The sequence below is a fragment of the Synechococcus sp. BO 8801 genome (assembly GCF_002252675.1).
Taxonomy (GTDB): domain Bacteria; phylum Cyanobacteriota; class Cyanobacteriia; order PCC-6307; family Cyanobiaceae; genus Cyanobium.
Genome location: NZ_NQKY01000016.1, coordinates 1 through 16,085, shown reverse-complemented (window position 1 = coordinate 16,085; position 16,085 = coordinate 1). Strand labels below are relative to the sequence as shown.

Sequence of the window (16,085 nt, the reverse complement as noted above, 5' to 3'; positions counted from 1 at the left end):
TCGCCCGCCGACCGCGCCCTGGCCACCGAGATCGCCTACGGGGCCATCCGCCAGCGGCTGCTGCTCGACGCCTGGATCGACGCCCTCGGCAAGGTGAGCGCCCAGCGCCAGCCCCCGGCCCTGCGCTGGCTGCTGCACGTGGGGCTCTACCAGCTTCTGTTCAGCGACCGGGTGCCGGCGGCGGCGGCGGTGAGCACCACGGTGGCGCTGGCCAAGCGCGCCGGCCTGGCCAAGCTGGCGCCTGTGGTGAACGGCCTGCTGCGCTCCCTGCTGCGGCGGCGCGAGCGGCCGGCCGGCACCGGACCCCACCACGACCCCTGGGATGGGCTGGCGCTGCCGGCCGACCCTGCCGCCGCCCTGGCCGTGCGCCGCTCCCTGCCCCCCTGGCTCGCCGCCGGGCTGCTCGACTGGCTGCCGCCGGAGCGGGCCGAGGCCTTCGCCCTGGCTTGCAACGCGGTGCCGCCCCTCGACCTGCGGGTCAATGGCCTGCGCACCAGCCGGGATGCCCTGCTGCAGCGCTTCACGGACGCCGGTGTGGCCGCCCGCGCCCTGCCCGAGACCCACCACGGCCTCACCCTGCTGGAGCGGGTGGGCGATCCCCGTGAGCTGCCGGGCTACGCCGAAGGACTCTGGTGCGTGCAGGACCGCAGCGCCCAGGCCATCGCCCCCCTGCTCGACCCCCGACCCGGCCAGCGGATCCTCGATGCCTGCGCCGCCCCGGGGGGCAAGAGCACCCACCTGGCGGAGCTGATCGGCGACCGGGGTGAGGTGTGGGCGCTGGATCGCTCCGAAGCCCGGCTGCGGCGGCTGGATCGCAACGCCGAGCGGCTGGGGCTCACCACGATCCGCTCCCTGGCCGCCGACGCCACCGGCCTCGGGGAGCTGAAGCCCCACTGGCGGGGCCATTTCGAGCGGATTCTCCTGGATGCCCCCTGCTCGGGACTCGGCACCCTGGCCCGCCATCCCGACGCCCGTTGGCGGATCACCCCCGAGGCCATCGACGGCCTGGTGATCCTGCAGCGCCAGCTGCTGGAGGCGATGCTGCCGCTGCTGGCCCCCGGCGGCCGGCTCCTCTATGCCACCTGCACGGTGGAACCGCGGGAGAACGGCGCCCTGATCGCCGCACTGCTGGCGGCCCATCCGGACTGGACCCTGCTGGAGGAGCGCCAGTGGTGGCCCACTCCCGCGGCGGCGGAGTGCGGCGGTGGCGATGGCTTCTACGCGGCGCTGCTGCGGGGGCCGGGCACCGCCTAGGGGGGTGGCGGTGGGGCGGCGACGGGGGGCGGCGGCGGCAGGGGGGCGGCGGGTTCCGGCGGTGGGGGCGGGGGTATGGCCGCGTCGCGGGAGCGGGGTGCGGCGACGGGATTGTTCGGCGGCACCGGCTGGGTCGGCTCGCTCTGGGTGGGCGGCTGTTCCGTGGAGGGCTCCCGGTCGGGGGGATCGGTGCGGCTGGGCTCCTGCACCGGCGGCTGCCAGCGCTGGGTCTCGCGGCTGCCGCTGTCCTCGGGTCGGGCGTCGCGCTCGGTGGTCTTCTTGCCCGGCACCGGCTTGAAGGTGCCGGTGAGCTTCGGCTTGGGCGGGAACTTCTGCACCGGCATCCCCTTGGTCACCGGTTCCATGAACGTCCGCCAGGCGTAGGTGGCCAGGACACTGGTGGTGCCCGTCTCCCGGTTGTTGTCGTAGCCCAGCCAGACGCCGGTGGTGAGCTGGGGGATGGAGCCGATGAACCAGAGATCCCGCCCCCCTTCCGAGGTGCCCGTCTTGCCGGCCACCGCCCGGTCGGCCAGGGCGGCGCCGCCGCCGGTGCCGCCCTGCACCACCTGCTGCAGCATCCAGACCATCGCGTCGGCGACGTCGCTGCTCACCGCCCGGCTGCCGCGGGGGCCGTTGGCCCGCCGCGACCAGAGCAGCTCCCCTTCCGGCCCGTAGATCTCCTCGAAGGGCAGCGGCTGGATGTACACGCCGCGGTTCACCAGCGCCGCATAGGCCGCCGTCATGTCGAGCACCGTCTGCTCGTTGGCGCCGATCGCCATCGACAGGTACCGGCCCAGTTCCCGGTGGATGCCGAGGCTCTTGGCGGTGGCGATCACCGGGTCATAGCCCAGCTTCTGGAGCAGCCCCACCGCCACGATGTTGAGGGAGTTCTGCATGGCCGTGGCCAGGCTCACCCGGCCCATGTAGCGGTTGCCGAAGTTCTTGGGGCAGTAGCTGCCGAAGCACCGTGCCGAATCCAGCACCGTGTCCTCCGGCTTCATGCCCAGCTTGAGGGCCGTCAGGTAGACGAACAGCTTGAAGGTGGAGCCCGGGGAGCGCAGCGCCTGGGAGGCCCGGTTGAACTGGGTCTTCTCCCAGTCCTTGCCCCCCACCATCGCCCGCACCAGCCCCGTGCCGGGCTCCATGGCCACCAGGGCCCCCTCCATGCTGCCGGTGGCGTAGGAGTCGATGGTCTTCTGGGCCTGGGCCTGCCAGGCCGCATTCAGACCGCTGCGGATCGTGAGTCCGCCCACCTCCAGCTGCTCCTTGCTGAGCACTTTGGGCAGCTCCTGCTCCAGCCAGCTGGTGTACCAGGGGGCCGGGTTGTAGAAGAACTTCGGCTCCGCCGGTTTCAGCGCCAGGGGGGCGGCGTCGGCCCGCTGCAGCTGCTCATCGTCGATGAAGCCCGCCTCCCGCATGCGCTGCAGCACGATCGAGCGCCGCCGCAGTGCCACCTCCGGATTCACCAGGGGCGAATACACCGAAGGGGCCGGCGGCAGGCCGGCGATCAGCGCCGCCTCCGGCAGGGTGAGCTGGTCGGGACGTTTGGAGAAGTAGATCCAGGCCGCATCGGAGACGCCGTAGGCGCTGGAGCCCAGGTAGACGTAGTTGAGGTACTGCTCGAGGATCTGCGCCTTGCTCAGCTGGCGCTCGATCTTTCCGGCCAGGGCCGCTTCCTTGAGCTTCCGCATGATCGTGCGGTCCTGGCTCAGGAACACGGTGCGGGCCAGCTGCTGGGTGATCGTGCTGGCGCCCTCCTCCACGGCACCCTGCTGGACGTTGCGCAGCACGGCTCGGCTGATGCCGAACAGATCGATGCCGTCGTGCTGGTAGAAGCGCCGGTCCTCGGCGGCCACGAAGGCGCGCTGGATCAGCAGCGGCATCTTGCCGGCGGGCAGTTTCTCCCGGGTGGCCGGCCCCTTCTTGAGCACCACCTGGCCGTCGGAGGAGAGGATCGTGATCGTCCCCGGCCGGTTGAAGCTGGTGATGCGGCCCGCATCGGGGAGCATGCCGTCGAGGGCGCGCACCAGGGTCGTCTGCCCCAGGGCCACCACTCCGCCGACGGCGGTCGCCGCCAGGGCCGGGGCGAGCAGGCGCCAGCCGGAGCGTCGCTTAGGCCGGCTGGGTGGCGGCTCACCGGGTTGCCGCGGGCCGCTGGTGGCCGTCGACAGGCCCACCCTGGTCATGGCAGCGGTGCCGTCAGCGCAGCGATGCGGGTCAGATCACTGTGGCCGATGGCCAGGGCGGTGACAAGCATCCCAAGCACCAGGAACGGCTGGGCGCTGGCCTGGTACTTGACGTCGAAGGCGACGGGATCGCGCAGCAGCCAGATGTCCTGGAAGGTGATCTGGGGAATGATCAGCAGCACCAGAAGCACGGCGGCGAAGTGCTGGCCGATGGCGATCAGCACCGCCACCATCGCCAGCTGGAAGATGTCGATCATGCCGGCACTGATCCAGCTGGCCCGCTGGATGCCGAACACCACCGGCAGCGATTGCAGGCCCAGGGCCCGGTCCCCTTCAACGCTCTTGAAATCGTTGACGACGGCGATGCCCAGCCCCGCCAGGCTGTAGGCCAGGGTGAGCAGGGCCGTGCTCCAGGTGAGCTGGCCGAACAGGGCCTGGCCGGCCCACCAGGGCAGGGCGATGTAGCTGGCGCCCAGGGCGTAGTTGCCCAGCCAGCCGTTCTGCTTCAGCTTCAGCGGTGGCGCCGAATAGATGTAGCTCACGAACGAGCCGCCCAGGGCCAGCAGCAGCAGCACCGGGGTGGTGTGTCCGGCCCAGACATCCAGGCCCCAGGCCACGGCCAGCCCTGCCAGCAGCAGCACCACGATCTGCAGACGCACCTGGCCGAGGGGAATCGCCCCGGAGGGGATCGGCCGGTAGGGCTCGTTGATCGCGTCGATCTCGCGGTCGTAGTAGTCGTTGATCGTCTGGGTGTAGCCGGCCAGCAGCGGCCCGCTCATCAGCATGCAGGCCACGGACGCCCCCACCTCCGGCAGGGTCCAGTGGAAGTTGCCGGAGGCCGCCGCCCCGCAGATCACGCCCCAGATCAGGGGGATCCAGGTGACGGGCTTCATCAGCTGCAGCCGGATCTTCCAGATGTTGGAGGTGCCGGTGGCGCCCTTCATCCCGAGCAGCTGCCGGGCGCCACCGGAGACGCCTTGGGAGCCGGCGCTGGGTTCGGGGCTCTGGCTCATGGGTTGGGCCGTCTCAGGCAGGGGTGATTTCGTCGTCGAAGAACCAGGTGGTGGTGCCGCCGCTGAGCTCCACCACCACACCGATGCCGGTGCCGTCGGTGACACGGAAATCCTTCACCGTGCCGGTGGCATCGGCCTTGAGGGCGGCCACCAGACCGGCCGGGATCCGATCGCGCACGCGGGTGACCCGCACCTTCGAACCGATGGTGATGCCAGCCTGGGCCATGTCCGGCGCGATTAGAAAGTCGCGCAACCCTAACAGCGAACCCGTGGTAGCCAAGCGGATCATCCCCTGTCTCGACGTGGCCGACGGCAGGGTGGTGAAGGGGGTCAATTTCGTCGGGCTGCGCGACGCCGGCGACCCGGTGGAACTGGCCTGCCGCTACAGCGCCTCCGGGGCCGACGAACTCGTCTTCCTCGACATCGCCGCCAGTCACCAGGGCCGCGCCACCCTCGTCGACATGGTGCGCCGCACCGCCGAGGCGGTGACGATCCCCTTCACGGTGGGCGGTGGCATCGTCAGCGTCGAGGGCATCACCGAGCTGCTGCGGGCCGGCGCCGACAAGGTGAGCCTCAATTCCTCGGCGGTCCGCACCCCCGAGCTGGTGACGGCCGGCGCCGATCGCTTCGGCTGCCAGTGCATCGTGGTGGCCATCGACGCCCGCCGCCGCCCCAGCGGCGGCGAGGAGCCCCCGGGCTGGGACGTGTTCGTCAAGGGGGGGCGGGAGAACACCGGCCTCGATGCGGTGGCCTGGGCCCGACGGGTGGTGGCGCTCGGGGCCGGGGAGATCCTGCTCACGTCCATGGACGGCGACGGCACCCAGGCGGGCTACGACCTCGCCCTCACCCGGGCCGTGGTGGAGGCTGTGGAGGTGCCGGTGATCGCCTCCGGAGGCGCCGGCTGCATCGACCACATCGCCGCCGCCCTCGAGGTCGCCGGTGCCTCGGCCGCCCTGCTGGCCTCCCTGCTGCATGACGGGGTCCTCACCGTCGAGGAGATCAAGACCGACCTGCAGCAGCGGGGCCTGCCGGTGCGGCCCCTGCTGACGGCCGTAGCGGCGGGATGAAGCGCTCGCCGCAGCGGCGATCGCACCGCCTCCCTCAGGCGCCGTAACATTGAGTAACGTCCGTGGCCTCCGGTGCATCGTTGAACGCCTTCCTGCTGCTGCCGACGCCCCTGTTCACGGTCATCGCGCTGGTGGTGGTGGTGGTGGTGATCGCGCTGGTGGCCTGGGCGCTCCAGCTGATGCAGGCCGCCACTGACCGCCGCGAGTTCTCCCTGATGCTCGCCGGCTGCATGGTCTGCTCGGCGGCGGTGGGCCTGGCCACGGTGATGGTGCTCACCTTCACCAGCCCGGTGCGGCTCGAAGCCCGTGGTCTGGCGGCCCCCGACCATGAGGTGACCGGCGTCAGCCTGGATGCGATCGTGCTGCCCTGGGACGACTCCCTGACCCTGCAGGGCAAGGGCTGAAGCCCGATCCCACCCCCGATCCACCCCGATTTGGCCACCGTTGATCCCCGGCAGATCAGCGATCTGTTCGACACCATCGCCCCCCGCTACGACCAGCTGAACGATCTGCTCAGCCTGGGGCTGCACCGGCTCTGGAAGCGGCAGGCCCTGCTCTGGTTGCGCCCCCGCCCCGGCCAGCGCCTGCTCGATCTCTGTTGCGGCACCGGCGACCTGGCCCTGGTGCTGGCCTCCCGCGTCCGGCCCGGCGGGCTGGTGCTGGGGCTGGATGCGGCCGCCGCCCCGCTGGCCATCGCCGAGGGCCGGGCGGCGCGCCAGCCCTGGCTGCCCCTGCAGTGGCAGCAGGGCGATGCCCTGGCCACCGGCCTGGCCGATGGCTGGGCGGATGGGGCGGTGATGGCCTACGGCCTGCGCAACCTGGCCGATCCCGCCGCCGGCCTGGTGGAGCTGCGGCGCCTGCTGCGGCCCGGCGGGCGGGCGGTGGTGCTGGATTTCAACCGGCCCGATCCGGCCTCGGCTCCGGCGGCCTTCCAGCGCTTCTACCTGCGCCGCCTGGTGGTGCCGGCCGCCCGTGCCGTGGGCCTTCCTGAGCAGTACGCCTGGCTGGAGGAGAGCCTGGCCCGCTTCCCCACCGGCCCGGTCCAGGAGGAGCTGGCCCGCTGCGCCGGCTTCACCACGGCCCGCCACCGCCCCCTGGCCGGCGGCCTGATGGGGTTGCTGGAGCTGCAGGCCTGAGGCGATCTGGCAGCATCAAACCGACTTCCCTGCCGTCCTGGCCCGTACCCGACCGGCGCACCATGCTCTTCCAGGACATCATCGCCAGCCTCAACCGGTTCTGGGCCGACCAGGGTTGCCTGATCCTGCAGCCCTACGACACGGAGAAGGGCGCTGGCACCATGAGCCCCCACACCGTGCTGCGGGCGATCGGCCCGGAGCCCTGGGCGGTGGCCTACCCCGAGCCCTGCCGGCGCCCCACCGACGGCCGCTACGGCGACAACCCCAACCGGGCCCAGCACTACTTCCAGTACCAGGTGCTGATCAAGCCCTCCCCGGATGCCATCCAGGAGACCTACCTGGCCTCGCTGGAAACCCTGGGCATCCATGCCGCCGACCACGACATCCGCTTCGTGGAGGACAACTGGGAATCCCCCACCCTCGGCGCCTGGGGCGTGGGCTGGGAGGTGTGGCTCGACGGCATGGAGGTGACCCAGTTCACCTATTTCCAGCAGTGCGGCGGCCTCGACTGCCGGCCCGTGTCGATCGAGATCACCTACGGCCTGGAGCGGCTGGCGATGTACCTCCAGGACGTGGAGAGCATCTGGGACCTGCGCTGGAACGGCGAGCGCAGCTACGGCGACATCTGGCTGCCCTTCGAGAAGGGGCAGTGCACCTACAACTTCGAGGCCTCCAACCCCGAACGCCTGCTGCAGCTGTTCGCCCTGCATGAGGCCGAGGCCGCCGATCTGGTGGCGGCCGGGCTGCCCGCCCCGGCCCTCGACCACGTGCTCAAGTGCAGCCACACCTTCAACCTGCTGGAGGCCCGCGGCGTGATCTCGGTGACCGAGCGCACCGCCACCATCGGCCGCATCCGCCACCTGGCGCGCCAGGTGGCCGAAGCCTGGCTGGAGGAGCGCCGCGCCCTGGGCTTCCCCCTGCTGAACGAACCGCTGGCGTGAAGCGCACCGTGCTGGTGGCGGTGCTGGTGCTCGGCGCCTTCCAGGCCGGCCGCCTCACCGAACGGGCCATCTGGCCCTGCCGGCTGCGGCCCCTTGCCGCCCTGGTCGCGCCGCTGCTGGGTCAGGAGCTGCCCAGCCCCCAGCTGTGTGAGCTGATGCTCAAGCTGCCGAGTTTCTGAGGCTCAGGGCGTGCTGGCCACCGCCGTGCCCCTGGGAGCGCCGCCGAAGAAGAACTTCACGCCCACCTCGATGCCGTTCATGTTCACGGAAAAGCCGTTGGCCTGCTGGTCCCCGTTGTTCCATTTCAGGCCCATGTAGCGCCAGGAGACGTTCAGATCGGTGTTGTCGCCGATCGCATAGCCCAGGCCCACCTGGGCATTGCCGCTCAGGTCCTGCTGGCCGCCCAGGCCGAAGCCGCCGATGTCGCCGCGGGCGAAGGCCCGCAGGCGCGGCGAGAGGAAGATGGTGGCCTGGGTGCCCACCAGGGGCTGCACCCAGGTGCGCTGGAAGTTGCGGGTGGGCTCCAGCAGGGTGCGTCCGAAGGGGCCGTCGAGGGTGGCGGCCAGATTCAGCCGGCCATCGATCAGCCGGATACCGGCATAGGGGATCACCGAGTACGTGCCGGGCTTGCCCAGGGCCGATTCCCGCTCGCCGAACCGGTAACGCAGGGCGAAGTCGTAGATCCCCAGGGTCTGGCCCACATCGGCCGTCGTCGTGAACAGCTGCCGGGGGCCGACCAGGCGCGCCGCCGAGTCGCCAAGGCTGGTGTACCAGAGGTCGGCCTGCAGGCCCACCCGGTCCTTTTCGATGCTGCCGCGGGCGGAGGCGGCGAACCGCAGGATGTCGAGGATCTCCCCCAGGTCCTGGTCCACCTCCGCCTCCTGGCCCCGGATCGTGGTGGTGCCAAGGGTGCGCAGTGGTGCGAAGCCGTACAGCTCGACGGTGCCGCTCCAGGGGGGGGCGGTCGGGGTGGCCGGGGCCGGCTCCCCGGAGGCCGGCTCCGCCTGAGCCCTCTCCTGCGCCGTCGCCTCCGCCGGGCCTGCGGGCGGCAGCCGCAGCTCCTGGCCGATCCAGGTGGCCTCCGTCGCGCGGCCCCGGGCCGGCTCGGCCAGGCCCGCTGCCGGCACCAGGGCCGGCAGCACCAGGGCCAGGCTGGCCAGGACAGGCAACGGGCGGGGCTTGCTCTCGTTCATGGGGAGGGGAGGGGAGGTCAGGACGTTCAGGCCCGGAGGCTGGTCCGGGGATGTTCGCCGAACAGGCTGTGGTAATCGCGGGCGAAGTGCCCCGCGTTCATGAATCCCCACTGAGCGGCCAGCTCGGAGATCCGCGTGGCCTGCGGATCGGCCGCCAGCAGGGCCTGTCGCATGCCGTGCAGGCGACGGATCTTGAGGTACGCCATCGGGCCCATCCCCAGGTGCTCCCGGAACCCCTGCAGCAGGCTGCGCCGACCGGCCGCGACCTGGCGGCAGAGCCCATCGAGGCAAATCGGTTCGTGGGGATGCTCCGCCATCCAGGCCTGGGCGGCCTTCACCAGCTCGATCCGGGCCGGCGGCCGCGCCAGCCGCTCCCCGTGACCGCTGCGGTGCACCAGGGCCTCCACCAGCAGGGGCACCAGATCCCCCCCCAGCCGCCGGCGGATCGCCGGATCCTCCAACAGGGCCGGCGACCGCTCGGCCAGGCGGAAGATCCGGCGCAGGCAGGCCCTCACCCCCTGGAAGCGCAGCGGATCGATCGTCTCCCAGTTGACACCCTCCAGCTGCTCCTCCAGCCCCGGTCCGCCCAGATCCCGGGCCCATTGCAGGAAGGTGTTCCGATCCAGGCTCAGCAACGCCAGGCTGCAGCGCTCGGGGGTGGTGAGGTGGATCTCACCGCGTGCGGAGAGGCCGAAGAACGCCGTGGCCGGCAGCTCCAGGCCGTGGGAGCGCATCACGGGCCGGCCGGCGGTCTCCTCCAGGTCGAGGGCGATCAGCTGGCGGCCGCTGGGTTTGGCCCCACCCGCGTGCAGGGGGCGATCGAAGCGCAGCCGCAGCACCTGGAGCGCCCCCAGGTCGAGGGTCAGCAGCTCGCTGTGCAGGCGGCCGCCGGCGAGCTGGGTGAGCTGCACCGGCAGCAGGGGGCTGAGCACCGCCTCCAGGCGGGCGATGTCCTGGACGGACCGGGAGACGGGAACGGCGGAACCGCACTTTTTGAGTGTTCGGATCGCGCCGCTCTGTGCATCCTTTGGGGGCGTGTCCTCCGGATCCGTGGCGACCGTCACGTGACAACTGGGGGCCTGTGCCCTCTTCCTACCCCACTTCCTCACCCGCCGGGTGTTCCCCGCCATGCCCAACGGCCAGCCCAACATCCTCATCCTCTGGGGCGATGACATCGGCCAGAGCAACCTCAGCTGCTACAGCGACGGCCTGATGGGGTACCAGACCCCCAACATCGACCGGGTCGCCAGGGAGGGCGGCCGCTTCATCCACTACTACGCCGAGCAGAGCTGCACCGCCGGCCGCGCGGCCTTCATCTCCGGCCAGAGTGTGTTCCGCACCGGCCTCAGCAAGGTGGGGCTGCCGGGCGCCGAGCTGGGCTACCGCGCCGAGGATCCCACCATCGCCGAACTGCTGCAGCCGCTGGGCTACCGCACCGGCCAGTTCGGCAAGAACCACTTCGGCGACCGCGACGAGCATCTGCCGACGATGCACGGCTTCGACGAGTTCTTCGGCAACCTCTACCACCTCAACGCCGAGGAGGAGCCCGAGCTGCCCGACTATCCCAAGCCGGAGGACTTCCCCGATTTCCAGAAGAACTTCGGCCCCCGGGGCGTGCTGCACTGCTGGGCCAACGGTGATGGCACCCAGCGGATCGAGAACACCGGTCCGCTCACCAAGAAGCGGATGCAGAACTGCGATGAGGAGTTCCTCGCCGAGGCCAAGCGCTTCATCCGTGATGCCGTGGCCTCCGGTGAGCCCTTCTTCGTGTGGTTCAACACCACCCACATGCATTTCCGCACCCATGCCCGTCCCCAGGACATCGGCCAGTCGGGGCGGTGGCAGTCGGAGTACCACGACGTGATGATCTATCACGACAACTGCATCGGCGAGATGCTCGACCTGCTCGATGAACTGGGCATCGCCGATGACACGATCGTGATGTACAGCACCGACAACGGGCCCCACATGAACAGCTGGCCCGACGCCGGCATGACGCCCTTCCGCAACGAGAAGAACTCCAACTGGGAAGGGGCCTACCGGGTGCCGGCCCTGGTGCGCTGGCCTGGGAAGATCGCCCCGGGCACCCTCTACACCGGCATCGTCAGCCATCTCGACTGGCTGCCCACCCTGCTGGCGGCGGCCGGCGAACCGCAGATCAAGGAGAAGCTCCTGGAGGGCCACACGGTGGGCTCCAAGACCTTCAAGATCCACCTGGATGGCTACAACATGCTCGACTACTGGACCGGCCAGAGCGACAAGAGCCCCCGGGTGGAATTCTTCTACTTCTCCGACGACGGCGATCTCACCGGCCTGCGCTACGACAACTGGAAGTTCGTGTTCATGGAGCAGCGCGCCACCGGCACGCTGCAGGTCTGGGCGGAGCCCTTCACGCCGCTGCGGGTGCCGAAGATCTTCAACCTGCTCACCGATCCCTATGAGCGGGCCGACATCACCTCCAACACCTACTGGGACTGGATGCTCGACCACGCCTTCGCCCTGGTGCCGGCCCAGGTGATCGCGAGTCGATTCCTGGCCACGTTCCAGGCCTATCCGCCCCGCCAGAAGGCGGCCAGCTTCTCCCTGGAGGATGTGATCGCCAAGATGACCGCCGCCGCCAGCGGCGGCCACTGAGGGGCTCGCCGCTGCTGCCCCCGCCATGACCCCGGAGCGCTCCCCCTCCCCGACCCGATCCGCCCCGGCCCTCCGGCCGGGGCGCCCGCCGGCGCGGGACATGGTCTGGATTCCGGAAGGTTCCTTCCTGATGGGTTCCGACCACCACTACCCGGAGGAGGCCCCGGCCCACCGGGTGGCGGTGGGGGGCTTCTGGATCGACCGCACCCCGGTCACCAACGCCCAGTTCCAGAAGTTCGTGAAGGCCACCGGCTACGTCACCCTGGCGGAGCGGCCGGCCGATCCGGCCGACTATCCCGGAGCCCTGCCGGAGCTGCTGGCCCCGGCCTCGATCGTGTTCGTGCCGCCGCCCGGGCCCATCGGCACGGGTGATCCCTACCGCTGGTGGCAGTACCTGCCGGGGGCCTGCTGGCGCCATCCTGAGGGGCCCGGCAGCTCGATCCGGATGCGGGAGCACCATCCCGTGGTGCATGTGGCCCACGGGGATGCGGCGGCCTACGCCGCCTGGGCCGGCAAGCAGCTGCCCAGTGAGGCCGAGTGGGAGCGGGCCGCCCGCGGCGGCCGCGAGGCGGGTGAGTTCGCCTGGGGGGACGAACTGCACCCCCGCGGCCGGCCCATGGCCAACACCTTCCAGGGGGACTTCCCGCACCACAACAGCCTCCTCGACGGCTGGGAGCGCACCTCGCCGGTGGGGGCCTTCCCGGCGAACGGCTACGGCCTGCTCGACATGATCGGCAACGTCTGGGAGTGGACCGATGACTGGTACGGCGGCCATGCCGCCACGGGCGACCAACCTGAAGGGTGTTGCCGGCAGGCCAGCATCGATCCGGGCTCCCAGCACGGGAACCAGCCGCGCAAGGTGGTGAAGGGTGGCTCCTTTCTGTGCGCCCCCAGCTACTGCCGCCGCTACCGGCCCGCCGCCCGCATGGCCCAGGGGATCGACACCTCCACCTGCCACATGGGCTTCCGCTGCATCGTGAGGGGCTGATCCATGGCGGAGTTTCCCCTGGTGGAGTGGCTCGAGCGGTTCGCCGTCGGCCTGCGCTTCGTGCTCGAAGGCGTGTCGCTGGTGTGCGTGGCGCTGGGGTTCGCGGCCACCCTGCTCCAGGCCGTGCGTCAGCGGCTGGGCCCCGGCCGCCACCGCCGCGAACCCGTCAGCCGGCGCTTCAACAGCCTCCGCCTCACCTTCGGCAGCTGGCTGTCGATGGCCCTGGAGTTCCAGCTGGCCGCCGATATCGTCGCCACCACCACGGCCCCCTCCAACCAGAACCTGATTCAGCTGGGTGTCATCGCCGTGATCCGCACCTTCCTCAACGTCTTCCTGGGCCGGGAAGTGGAGCTGGAGTTGAAGTTCGAGGAGGCCCAGCGCCAGCAGCGTCAGCAGAGTTCCACCACCGAGACCCTTTCTCCCTAGATGGCCAACCTCAACAACGAACTGGCCAAGGAGCGCAACCGGGCGGCGGCTGAGCGCACGTTGATGGCCTGGATCCGCACCTGCCTCTCGCTGATCAGCTTCGGCTTCGGCCTCGACAAGATCATCGGTGCCATCAACAGCAGCCGCTTCGATCGCAGTGCCCATGCCGGTCTGAGTGTGCGGCTGGTGTCCATGGGGTTCATTCTGGTCGGAATCCTGGCGATGGCCGCGGCGACCCGCCAGCACCTGCGCACGCTCAAGCTGATCCGGCGTGACGACTTTCTCTATACCGATCAGCGTTCGATCAGCACCATCACGGCGATGGCCCTCACCCTCATCGGTGTCTTCGCCTTTGTGCTCCTGGTGATGGGTTCCCCTCTCGGTTGATCAGCATGCGCGAAGCCGCCGGCGTTCTGGTCTCGGCCACCATCGTCACCCTGATGTTCAGCCTGGGCCTGGGGCTGAAGCACTACCCGTTCCTGCTGCTCAGGGATCGCCCCGCCTTCCTCGGGCGCGTGCTGCTGGGCACCTGCGTGCTGGTGCCCCTCGCCGGGCTGGCCCTGGTGCTGATGCCCCTCCATGGCCTGCTGAGCCGGCCCGCCTGGGTGGCGATGGCCCTGATGCTGGCCTGCCCCAGTGCCCCCCTGATCCTGTTCCGGGTGCGCAGCAGCGGCGGCACGGCCGAGCTGGCCGCGCGGCTGCAGATCGGCGCGGCGCTGCTGGCGATCGTCACGGTTCCGCTGATGGAGGTGATCTTCCGCACCGGCGCCGGCCTGCGGGGCTGGGAGGTGGCCGACTGGGGGATCACCCCCGGCCAGGTGGCGGGCCAAGTGCTGAAGGTGCAGGTGCTGCCGGTGGTCGCCGGGGTGCTGCTGGGGCAGTGGCAGCCAGAGCTGGCGCGGCGCTGCAGCCGGGCCCTCGGGTCCCTGGCCACGGCGTTGCTGATGGTGATGATGGCGGCCCTGCTGCTGCTCGCCGGCCGGCAGCTGCTGCCCTTCCTGCAGCAGAACCTGGTGGCCCTGGCCGGCATGGCCGTGCTCAGCGTGCTCAGCCTGGCGATCGGTTACGGGCTGGCCGGTTCGGACCCGCTGGAACGCCGCACCGTGGCCCTGGTCTCGGGCATGCGCAACACCGGACTGGCCGCCCAGCTGGCCCTGACCTACGGAAAGGGGTTGCCGGGCCTGATCCCCGGCCTGCTCAGCTACGTGTTGATCACCGTGATCATCAGCACCCTGTTCCTGAGCTGGCAGAAGCGGCAGTTGCCGTCCGCCGGCTGACGCTTCCCCCGTGATCACCCCTGCTTCGGCACGGTGCTTCGGTTGCCGTTGCGGATGGCGTGATAGCCCGGCGAGAGGATCTCCACGTCGGCGGCGGCGAACTGATCCTGAAGAGCCGCCAGCACCTCCGAAAGGGTCTGGCGGTAGGTGTCCGGTGCGCGCACGAAGGCCGTGAGCTCGTAGCTGATGTGGAAGTCGTTGAGGGCGGTCTGGAGCACGAACGGATCGATCTCGTCGGTGATGCCAGGGACGCTTTGCGCTGCCGCCAGCATCAGCGCGTGCACCTGCCGCCAGGGAACGTCGTAGCCGATGGTGATCGTGGTGGCGATCGCCACGGGCTGGCTGATCTCCCTGCGGGAGAAGCTGTAGTTCACCACCGAGGCGCCGATCACGCTGGCATTGGGAATGCTCACCAGTTCGTTGCGCGGTGTCTGCAGGCGGGTCACCAGCAGGGCCCGGTCCTGCACCACCCCCAACACCCCGTTGATCTCCACCCGGTCGCCTTCGCGGAAGGCCCGGGTGTAGATGAGCATCAGTCCGCTGATGATGTTGCTGGCGATGGCGCTGGAGCCCAGCGCCGCCAGGGCGCCGATGAACAGACCGGCCCCCTGGAACACCTTGCTGCCGGAGCCGGGGATGTAGGGGAAGGCCGCCGCCAGACCGGCCATGCAGAGCAGGATCGCCACCAGCCGGGCCGTCGGCAGGGCCCACTCCTGGTAGAAGCCGGGAAGCCGGATCCGGCCATGGTCGACGGCGCGGAACCAGGACTGGCTGGCACGGATCGCCAGCACGGTGATGACCACGATCACCCCGATCGAGACGAGGTTGGGGATCGCCTGCACGATGCCGCCCAGGAACCCCAGCACCACCGTCTTGATCTGGCCCCGCAGACCTTCGGCGATGCCGGCGGTGGGTGGGAAGAAGCCCAGCAGCAGCGGAATCAGCAGATAGCTGATCACCAGCACCAGCGACCAGTGCACCACCTGGCGCAGCCACTGCATGATCTGTCGCACGTGGTCCGCCTCGACGAACCCGCCCAGCCCCAGACGACTCAGCTCCTGCATCATGAAACGGGGGCGTTCGGCGAAGTGTCGCTGGAGCCGCCTGTTGAGCCCCCCCTGCACCCGCAGCCACAGGATGTAGAACCCCAGCACCAAGGCCGCCAGGGCCGTTCCCCTCAACCAGGACCCAAGCGTGTGGCTGCCCCGGTAGCTGGTGATGGCCCGCCGCATGCCGTCCCGGTAGCGCAGCGCCAGTTGCTGCCGCGTCACCCCGAAGCAGGCCGCCGCGCGATCGCCCACGGCCAGTTCGGGGTTGAAGCGACCGTCCTCCTCCCTGATGCCCACCAGGGAGAAGGGGGGCTCGTCCTGCACCACGAGCTGGTGGGGCTGGACGGTGTGATCCTGCGCCACTTCCAGCAGGCGGGCATTGGCGCGGCGCACGTACTCGTCGAGCTTCTGGGCGGCCGGGGCCCGGCGGATCTCAAGGTAGCGGCGGCCATCGAGGCCGACGAACAGGGGCGTGGTCGCACAGCCCTGGGCCGTTGCCGCCGTGGTGCCGCCCTCGCCGGCCCATGCGGGACTGGTCGGGCCCTGGCCGACCCCCAGGCCAAGGCAGAGCAGCAGCGCCAGCAGGGCGATCTGCCGTCCGAGGGTCAACGGCCGCCACGTGAATCTCTGCCGCTGCATCACCGATCACCTGGATCCGCCGAGGGGATTGTCCCGTGGCGCTGCCAGGAGTGTCGATGGCGGCGGGGGCCCACGGCCGCCGGCGGGAACCCTGGAGCATGCTCCGCTCCCCCCTGCTGCCGCTGCTGCTGCTGCTCGTGGTGCTGGTCCAGGCCCAGCTGCGGCCGCTCCAGCCCGGACCGGCCGACCCGCTGCGGCTGCTCGCCGGTGGCGATGGGCCGCAGCCGGTGATCCTGCAGGGCCGTCTGCTGGGCGACCCGGTGGCCGCCGGGGCCCCCGTGG

18 protein-coding genes are annotated in these 16,085 nt (G+C 70.5%); 12 read left to right on the top strand and 6 right to left on the bottom strand.

All coding sequences use genetic code 11. The annotated features are described in order from the left end of the window. The coding region (rsmB, locus tag CJZ86_RS11700) for a 16S rRNA (cytosine(967)-C(5))-methyltransferase RsmB (protein ID WP_094586118.1) at positions 1 to 1,254 on the top strand (1,254 nt) is incomplete at its 5' end. Here the strand turns inward: rsmB and CJZ86_RS11695 are convergent. From CJZ86_RS11695 to petP, 3 genes are read right to left on the bottom strand one after another with little or no spacing between them, the layout of a single operon-like run. After that, positions 1,251 to 3,440, bottom strand: coding sequence for a transglycosylase domain-containing protein (locus CJZ86_RS11695; protein WP_094586117.1), 2,190 nt, complete (start codon positions 3,438 to 3,440; stop codon positions 1,251 to 1,253). The two genes, rsmB and CJZ86_RS11695, sit on opposite strands and share 4 nt — an antisense overlap. Next, entirely contained in the window at positions 3,437 to 4,453 is a 1,017-nt protein-coding gene (gene chlG / locus CJZ86_RS11690; RefSeq protein WP_094586116.1) for a chlorophyll synthase ChlG, read from the bottom strand. Before chlG ends, CJZ86_RS11695 begins: the two co-directional genes overlap by 4 nt. A gap of 13 nt (positions 4,454 to 4,466) precedes the next feature. Continuing rightward, positions 4,467 to 4,679 (bottom strand): cytochrome b6f subunit PetP, encoded by a 213-nt coding sequence (petP, locus tag CJZ86_RS11685; RefSeq protein WP_094586115.1) that lies wholly within the window; start codon positions 4,677 to 4,679, stop codon positions 4,467 to 4,469. A 43-nt stretch (positions 4,680 to 4,722) separates the two neighbouring features. Between petP and hisF the strand changes: the two genes are divergently transcribed. From hisF to CJZ86_RS11660, 5 genes are all read left to right on the top strand, one after another. Next, the gene (hisF, locus tag CJZ86_RS11680; protein WP_094586114.1) at positions 4,723 to 5,520 is read left to right on the top strand and encodes an imidazole glycerol phosphate synthase subunit HisF; all 798 of its coding nucleotides are present in this window, start codon (positions 4,723 to 4,725) and stop codon (positions 5,518 to 5,520) included. 80 nt (positions 5,521 to 5,600) lie between these two features. Further along, positions 5,601 to 5,924 (top strand): hypothetical protein, encoded by a 324-nt coding sequence (locus CJZ86_RS11675; RefSeq protein ID WP_094586113.1) that lies wholly within the window; start codon positions 5,601 to 5,603, stop codon positions 5,922 to 5,924. Between the two features lie 30 nt (positions 5,925 to 5,954). Beyond that, positions 5,955 to 6,656: a bifunctional demethylmenaquinone methyltransferase/2-methoxy-6-polyprenyl-1,4-benzoquinol methylase UbiE gene (ubiE, locus tag CJZ86_RS11670; protein ID WP_094586112.1), complete on the top strand. Its 702-nt coding sequence runs from the start codon at positions 5,955 to 5,957 to the stop codon at positions 6,654 to 6,656. A gap of 62 nt (positions 6,657 to 6,718) precedes the next feature. Then, positions 6,719 to 7,597, top strand: a complete 879-nt coding sequence (glyQ, locus tag CJZ86_RS11665) for a glycine--tRNA ligase subunit alpha (RefSeq protein ID WP_094586111.1) — start codon at positions 6,719 to 6,721, stop codon at positions 7,595 to 7,597. After that, the gene (locus CJZ86_RS11660; RefSeq protein WP_094586110.1) at positions 7,594 to 7,776 is read left to right on the top strand and encodes a hypothetical protein; all 183 of its coding nucleotides are present in this window, start codon (positions 7,594 to 7,596) and stop codon (positions 7,774 to 7,776) included. Before glyQ ends, CJZ86_RS11660 begins: the two co-directional genes overlap by 4 nt. Positions 7,777 to 7,779: 3 nt before the next feature. Here the strand turns inward: CJZ86_RS11660 and CJZ86_RS11655 are convergent, their stop codons facing one another. Next, positions 7,780 to 8,790, bottom strand: a complete 1,011-nt coding sequence (locus CJZ86_RS11655; RefSeq protein ID WP_094586109.1) for a putative outer membrane beta-barrel protein — start codon at positions 8,788 to 8,790, stop codon at positions 7,780 to 7,782. A 26-nt stretch (positions 8,791 to 8,816) separates the two neighbouring features. Further along, positions 8,817 to 9,854 (bottom strand): helix-turn-helix domain-containing protein, encoded by a 1,038-nt coding sequence (locus CJZ86_RS17530; protein WP_286145723.1) that lies wholly within the window; start codon positions 9,852 to 9,854, stop codon positions 8,817 to 8,819. A 64-nt stretch (positions 9,855 to 9,918) separates the two neighbouring features. Between CJZ86_RS17530 and CJZ86_RS11645 the strand changes: the two genes are divergently transcribed. Genes CJZ86_RS11645 through CJZ86_RS11625 form a run of 5 tightly spaced genes read left to right on the top strand, consistent with a single transcriptional unit; the run spans position 9,919 to position 14,115 of the window. Next, the gene (locus CJZ86_RS11645) at positions 9,919 to 11,424 is read left to right on the top strand and encodes an arylsulfatase (RefSeq protein WP_094586107.1); all 1,506 of its coding nucleotides are present in this window, start codon (positions 9,919 to 9,921) and stop codon (positions 11,422 to 11,424) included. Between the two features lie 25 nt (positions 11,425 to 11,449). After that, the gene (locus CJZ86_RS11640; RefSeq protein ID WP_094586106.1) at positions 11,450 to 12,412 is read left to right on the top strand and encodes a formylglycine-generating enzyme family protein; all 963 of its coding nucleotides are present in this window, start codon (positions 11,450 to 11,452) and stop codon (positions 12,410 to 12,412) included. A gap of 3 nt (positions 12,413 to 12,415) precedes the next feature. Then, positions 12,416 to 12,838, top strand: a complete 423-nt coding sequence (locus CJZ86_RS11635; protein ID WP_094586105.1) for a DUF1622 domain-containing protein — start codon at positions 12,416 to 12,418, stop codon at positions 12,836 to 12,838. Continuing rightward, positions 12,839 to 13,225: a YidH family protein gene (locus CJZ86_RS11630; protein ID WP_094586104.1), complete on the top strand. Its 387-nt coding sequence runs from the start codon at positions 12,839 to 12,841 to the stop codon at positions 13,223 to 13,225. A 5-nt stretch (positions 13,226 to 13,230) separates the two neighbouring features. Continuing rightward, entirely contained in the window at positions 13,231 to 14,115 is an 885-nt protein-coding gene (locus CJZ86_RS11625) for a bile acid:sodium symporter family protein (protein WP_094586170.1), read from the top strand. A gap of 14 nt (positions 14,116 to 14,129) precedes the next feature. On the opposite strand, the gene CJZ86_RS11620 is transcribed toward CJZ86_RS11625, so the two are convergent. Further along, positions 14,130 to 15,773 carry a mechanosensitive ion channel family protein gene (locus CJZ86_RS11620; protein WP_233133988.1) on the bottom strand — a complete coding sequence of 548 codons (1,644 nt, stop codon included), beginning with the start codon at positions 15,771 to 15,773 and terminating at the stop codon, positions 14,130 to 14,132. A 65-nt stretch (positions 15,774 to 15,838) separates the two neighbouring features. Between CJZ86_RS11620 and CJZ86_RS11615 the strand changes: the two genes are divergently transcribed. After that, the coding region (locus tag CJZ86_RS11615; protein WP_198960128.1) for a hypothetical protein at positions 15,839 to 16,085 on the top strand (247 nt) is incomplete at its 3' end.

Bases quoted from the DNA above. Each gene is read 5' to 3' on its own strand.
- CJZ86_RS11695 (WP_094586117.1), bottom strand. From the start codon at position 3,440: ATGACCAGGGTGGGCCTGTCGACGGCCACCAGCGGCCCGCGGCAACCC.
- chlG (WP_094586116.1), bottom strand. From the start codon at position 4,453: ATGAGCCAGAGCCCCGAACCCAGCGCCGGCTCCCAAGGCGTCTCCGGT.
- petP (WP_094586115.1), bottom strand. From the start codon at position 4,679: ATGGCCCAGGCTGGCATCACCATCGGTTCGAAGGTGCGGGTCACCCGC.
- glyQ (WP_094586111.1), top strand. From the start codon at position 6,719: ATGCTCTTCCAGGACATCATCGCCAGCCTCAACCGGTTCTGGGCCGAC.
- CJZ86_RS11655 (WP_094586109.1), bottom strand. From the start codon at position 8,790: ATGAACGAGAGCAAGCCCCGCCCGTTGCCTGTCCTGGCCAGCCTGGCC.
- CJZ86_RS11645 (WP_094586107.1), top strand. From the start codon at position 9,919: ATGCCCAACGGCCAGCCCAACATCCTCATCCTCTGGGGCGATGACATC.
- CJZ86_RS11640 (WP_094586106.1), top strand. From the start codon at position 11,450: ATGACCCCGGAGCGCTCCCCCTCCCCGACCCGATCCGCCCCGGCCCTC.
- CJZ86_RS11635 (WP_094586105.1), top strand. From the start codon at position 12,416: ATGGCGGAGTTTCCCCTGGTGGAGTGGCTCGAGCGGTTCGCCGTCGGC.
- CJZ86_RS11630 (WP_094586104.1), top strand. From the start codon at position 12,839: ATGGCCAACCTCAACAACGAACTGGCCAAGGAGCGCAACCGGGCGGCG.
- CJZ86_RS11625 (WP_094586170.1), top strand. From the start codon at position 13,231: ATGCGCGAAGCCGCCGGCGTTCTGGTCTCGGCCACCATCGTCACCCTG.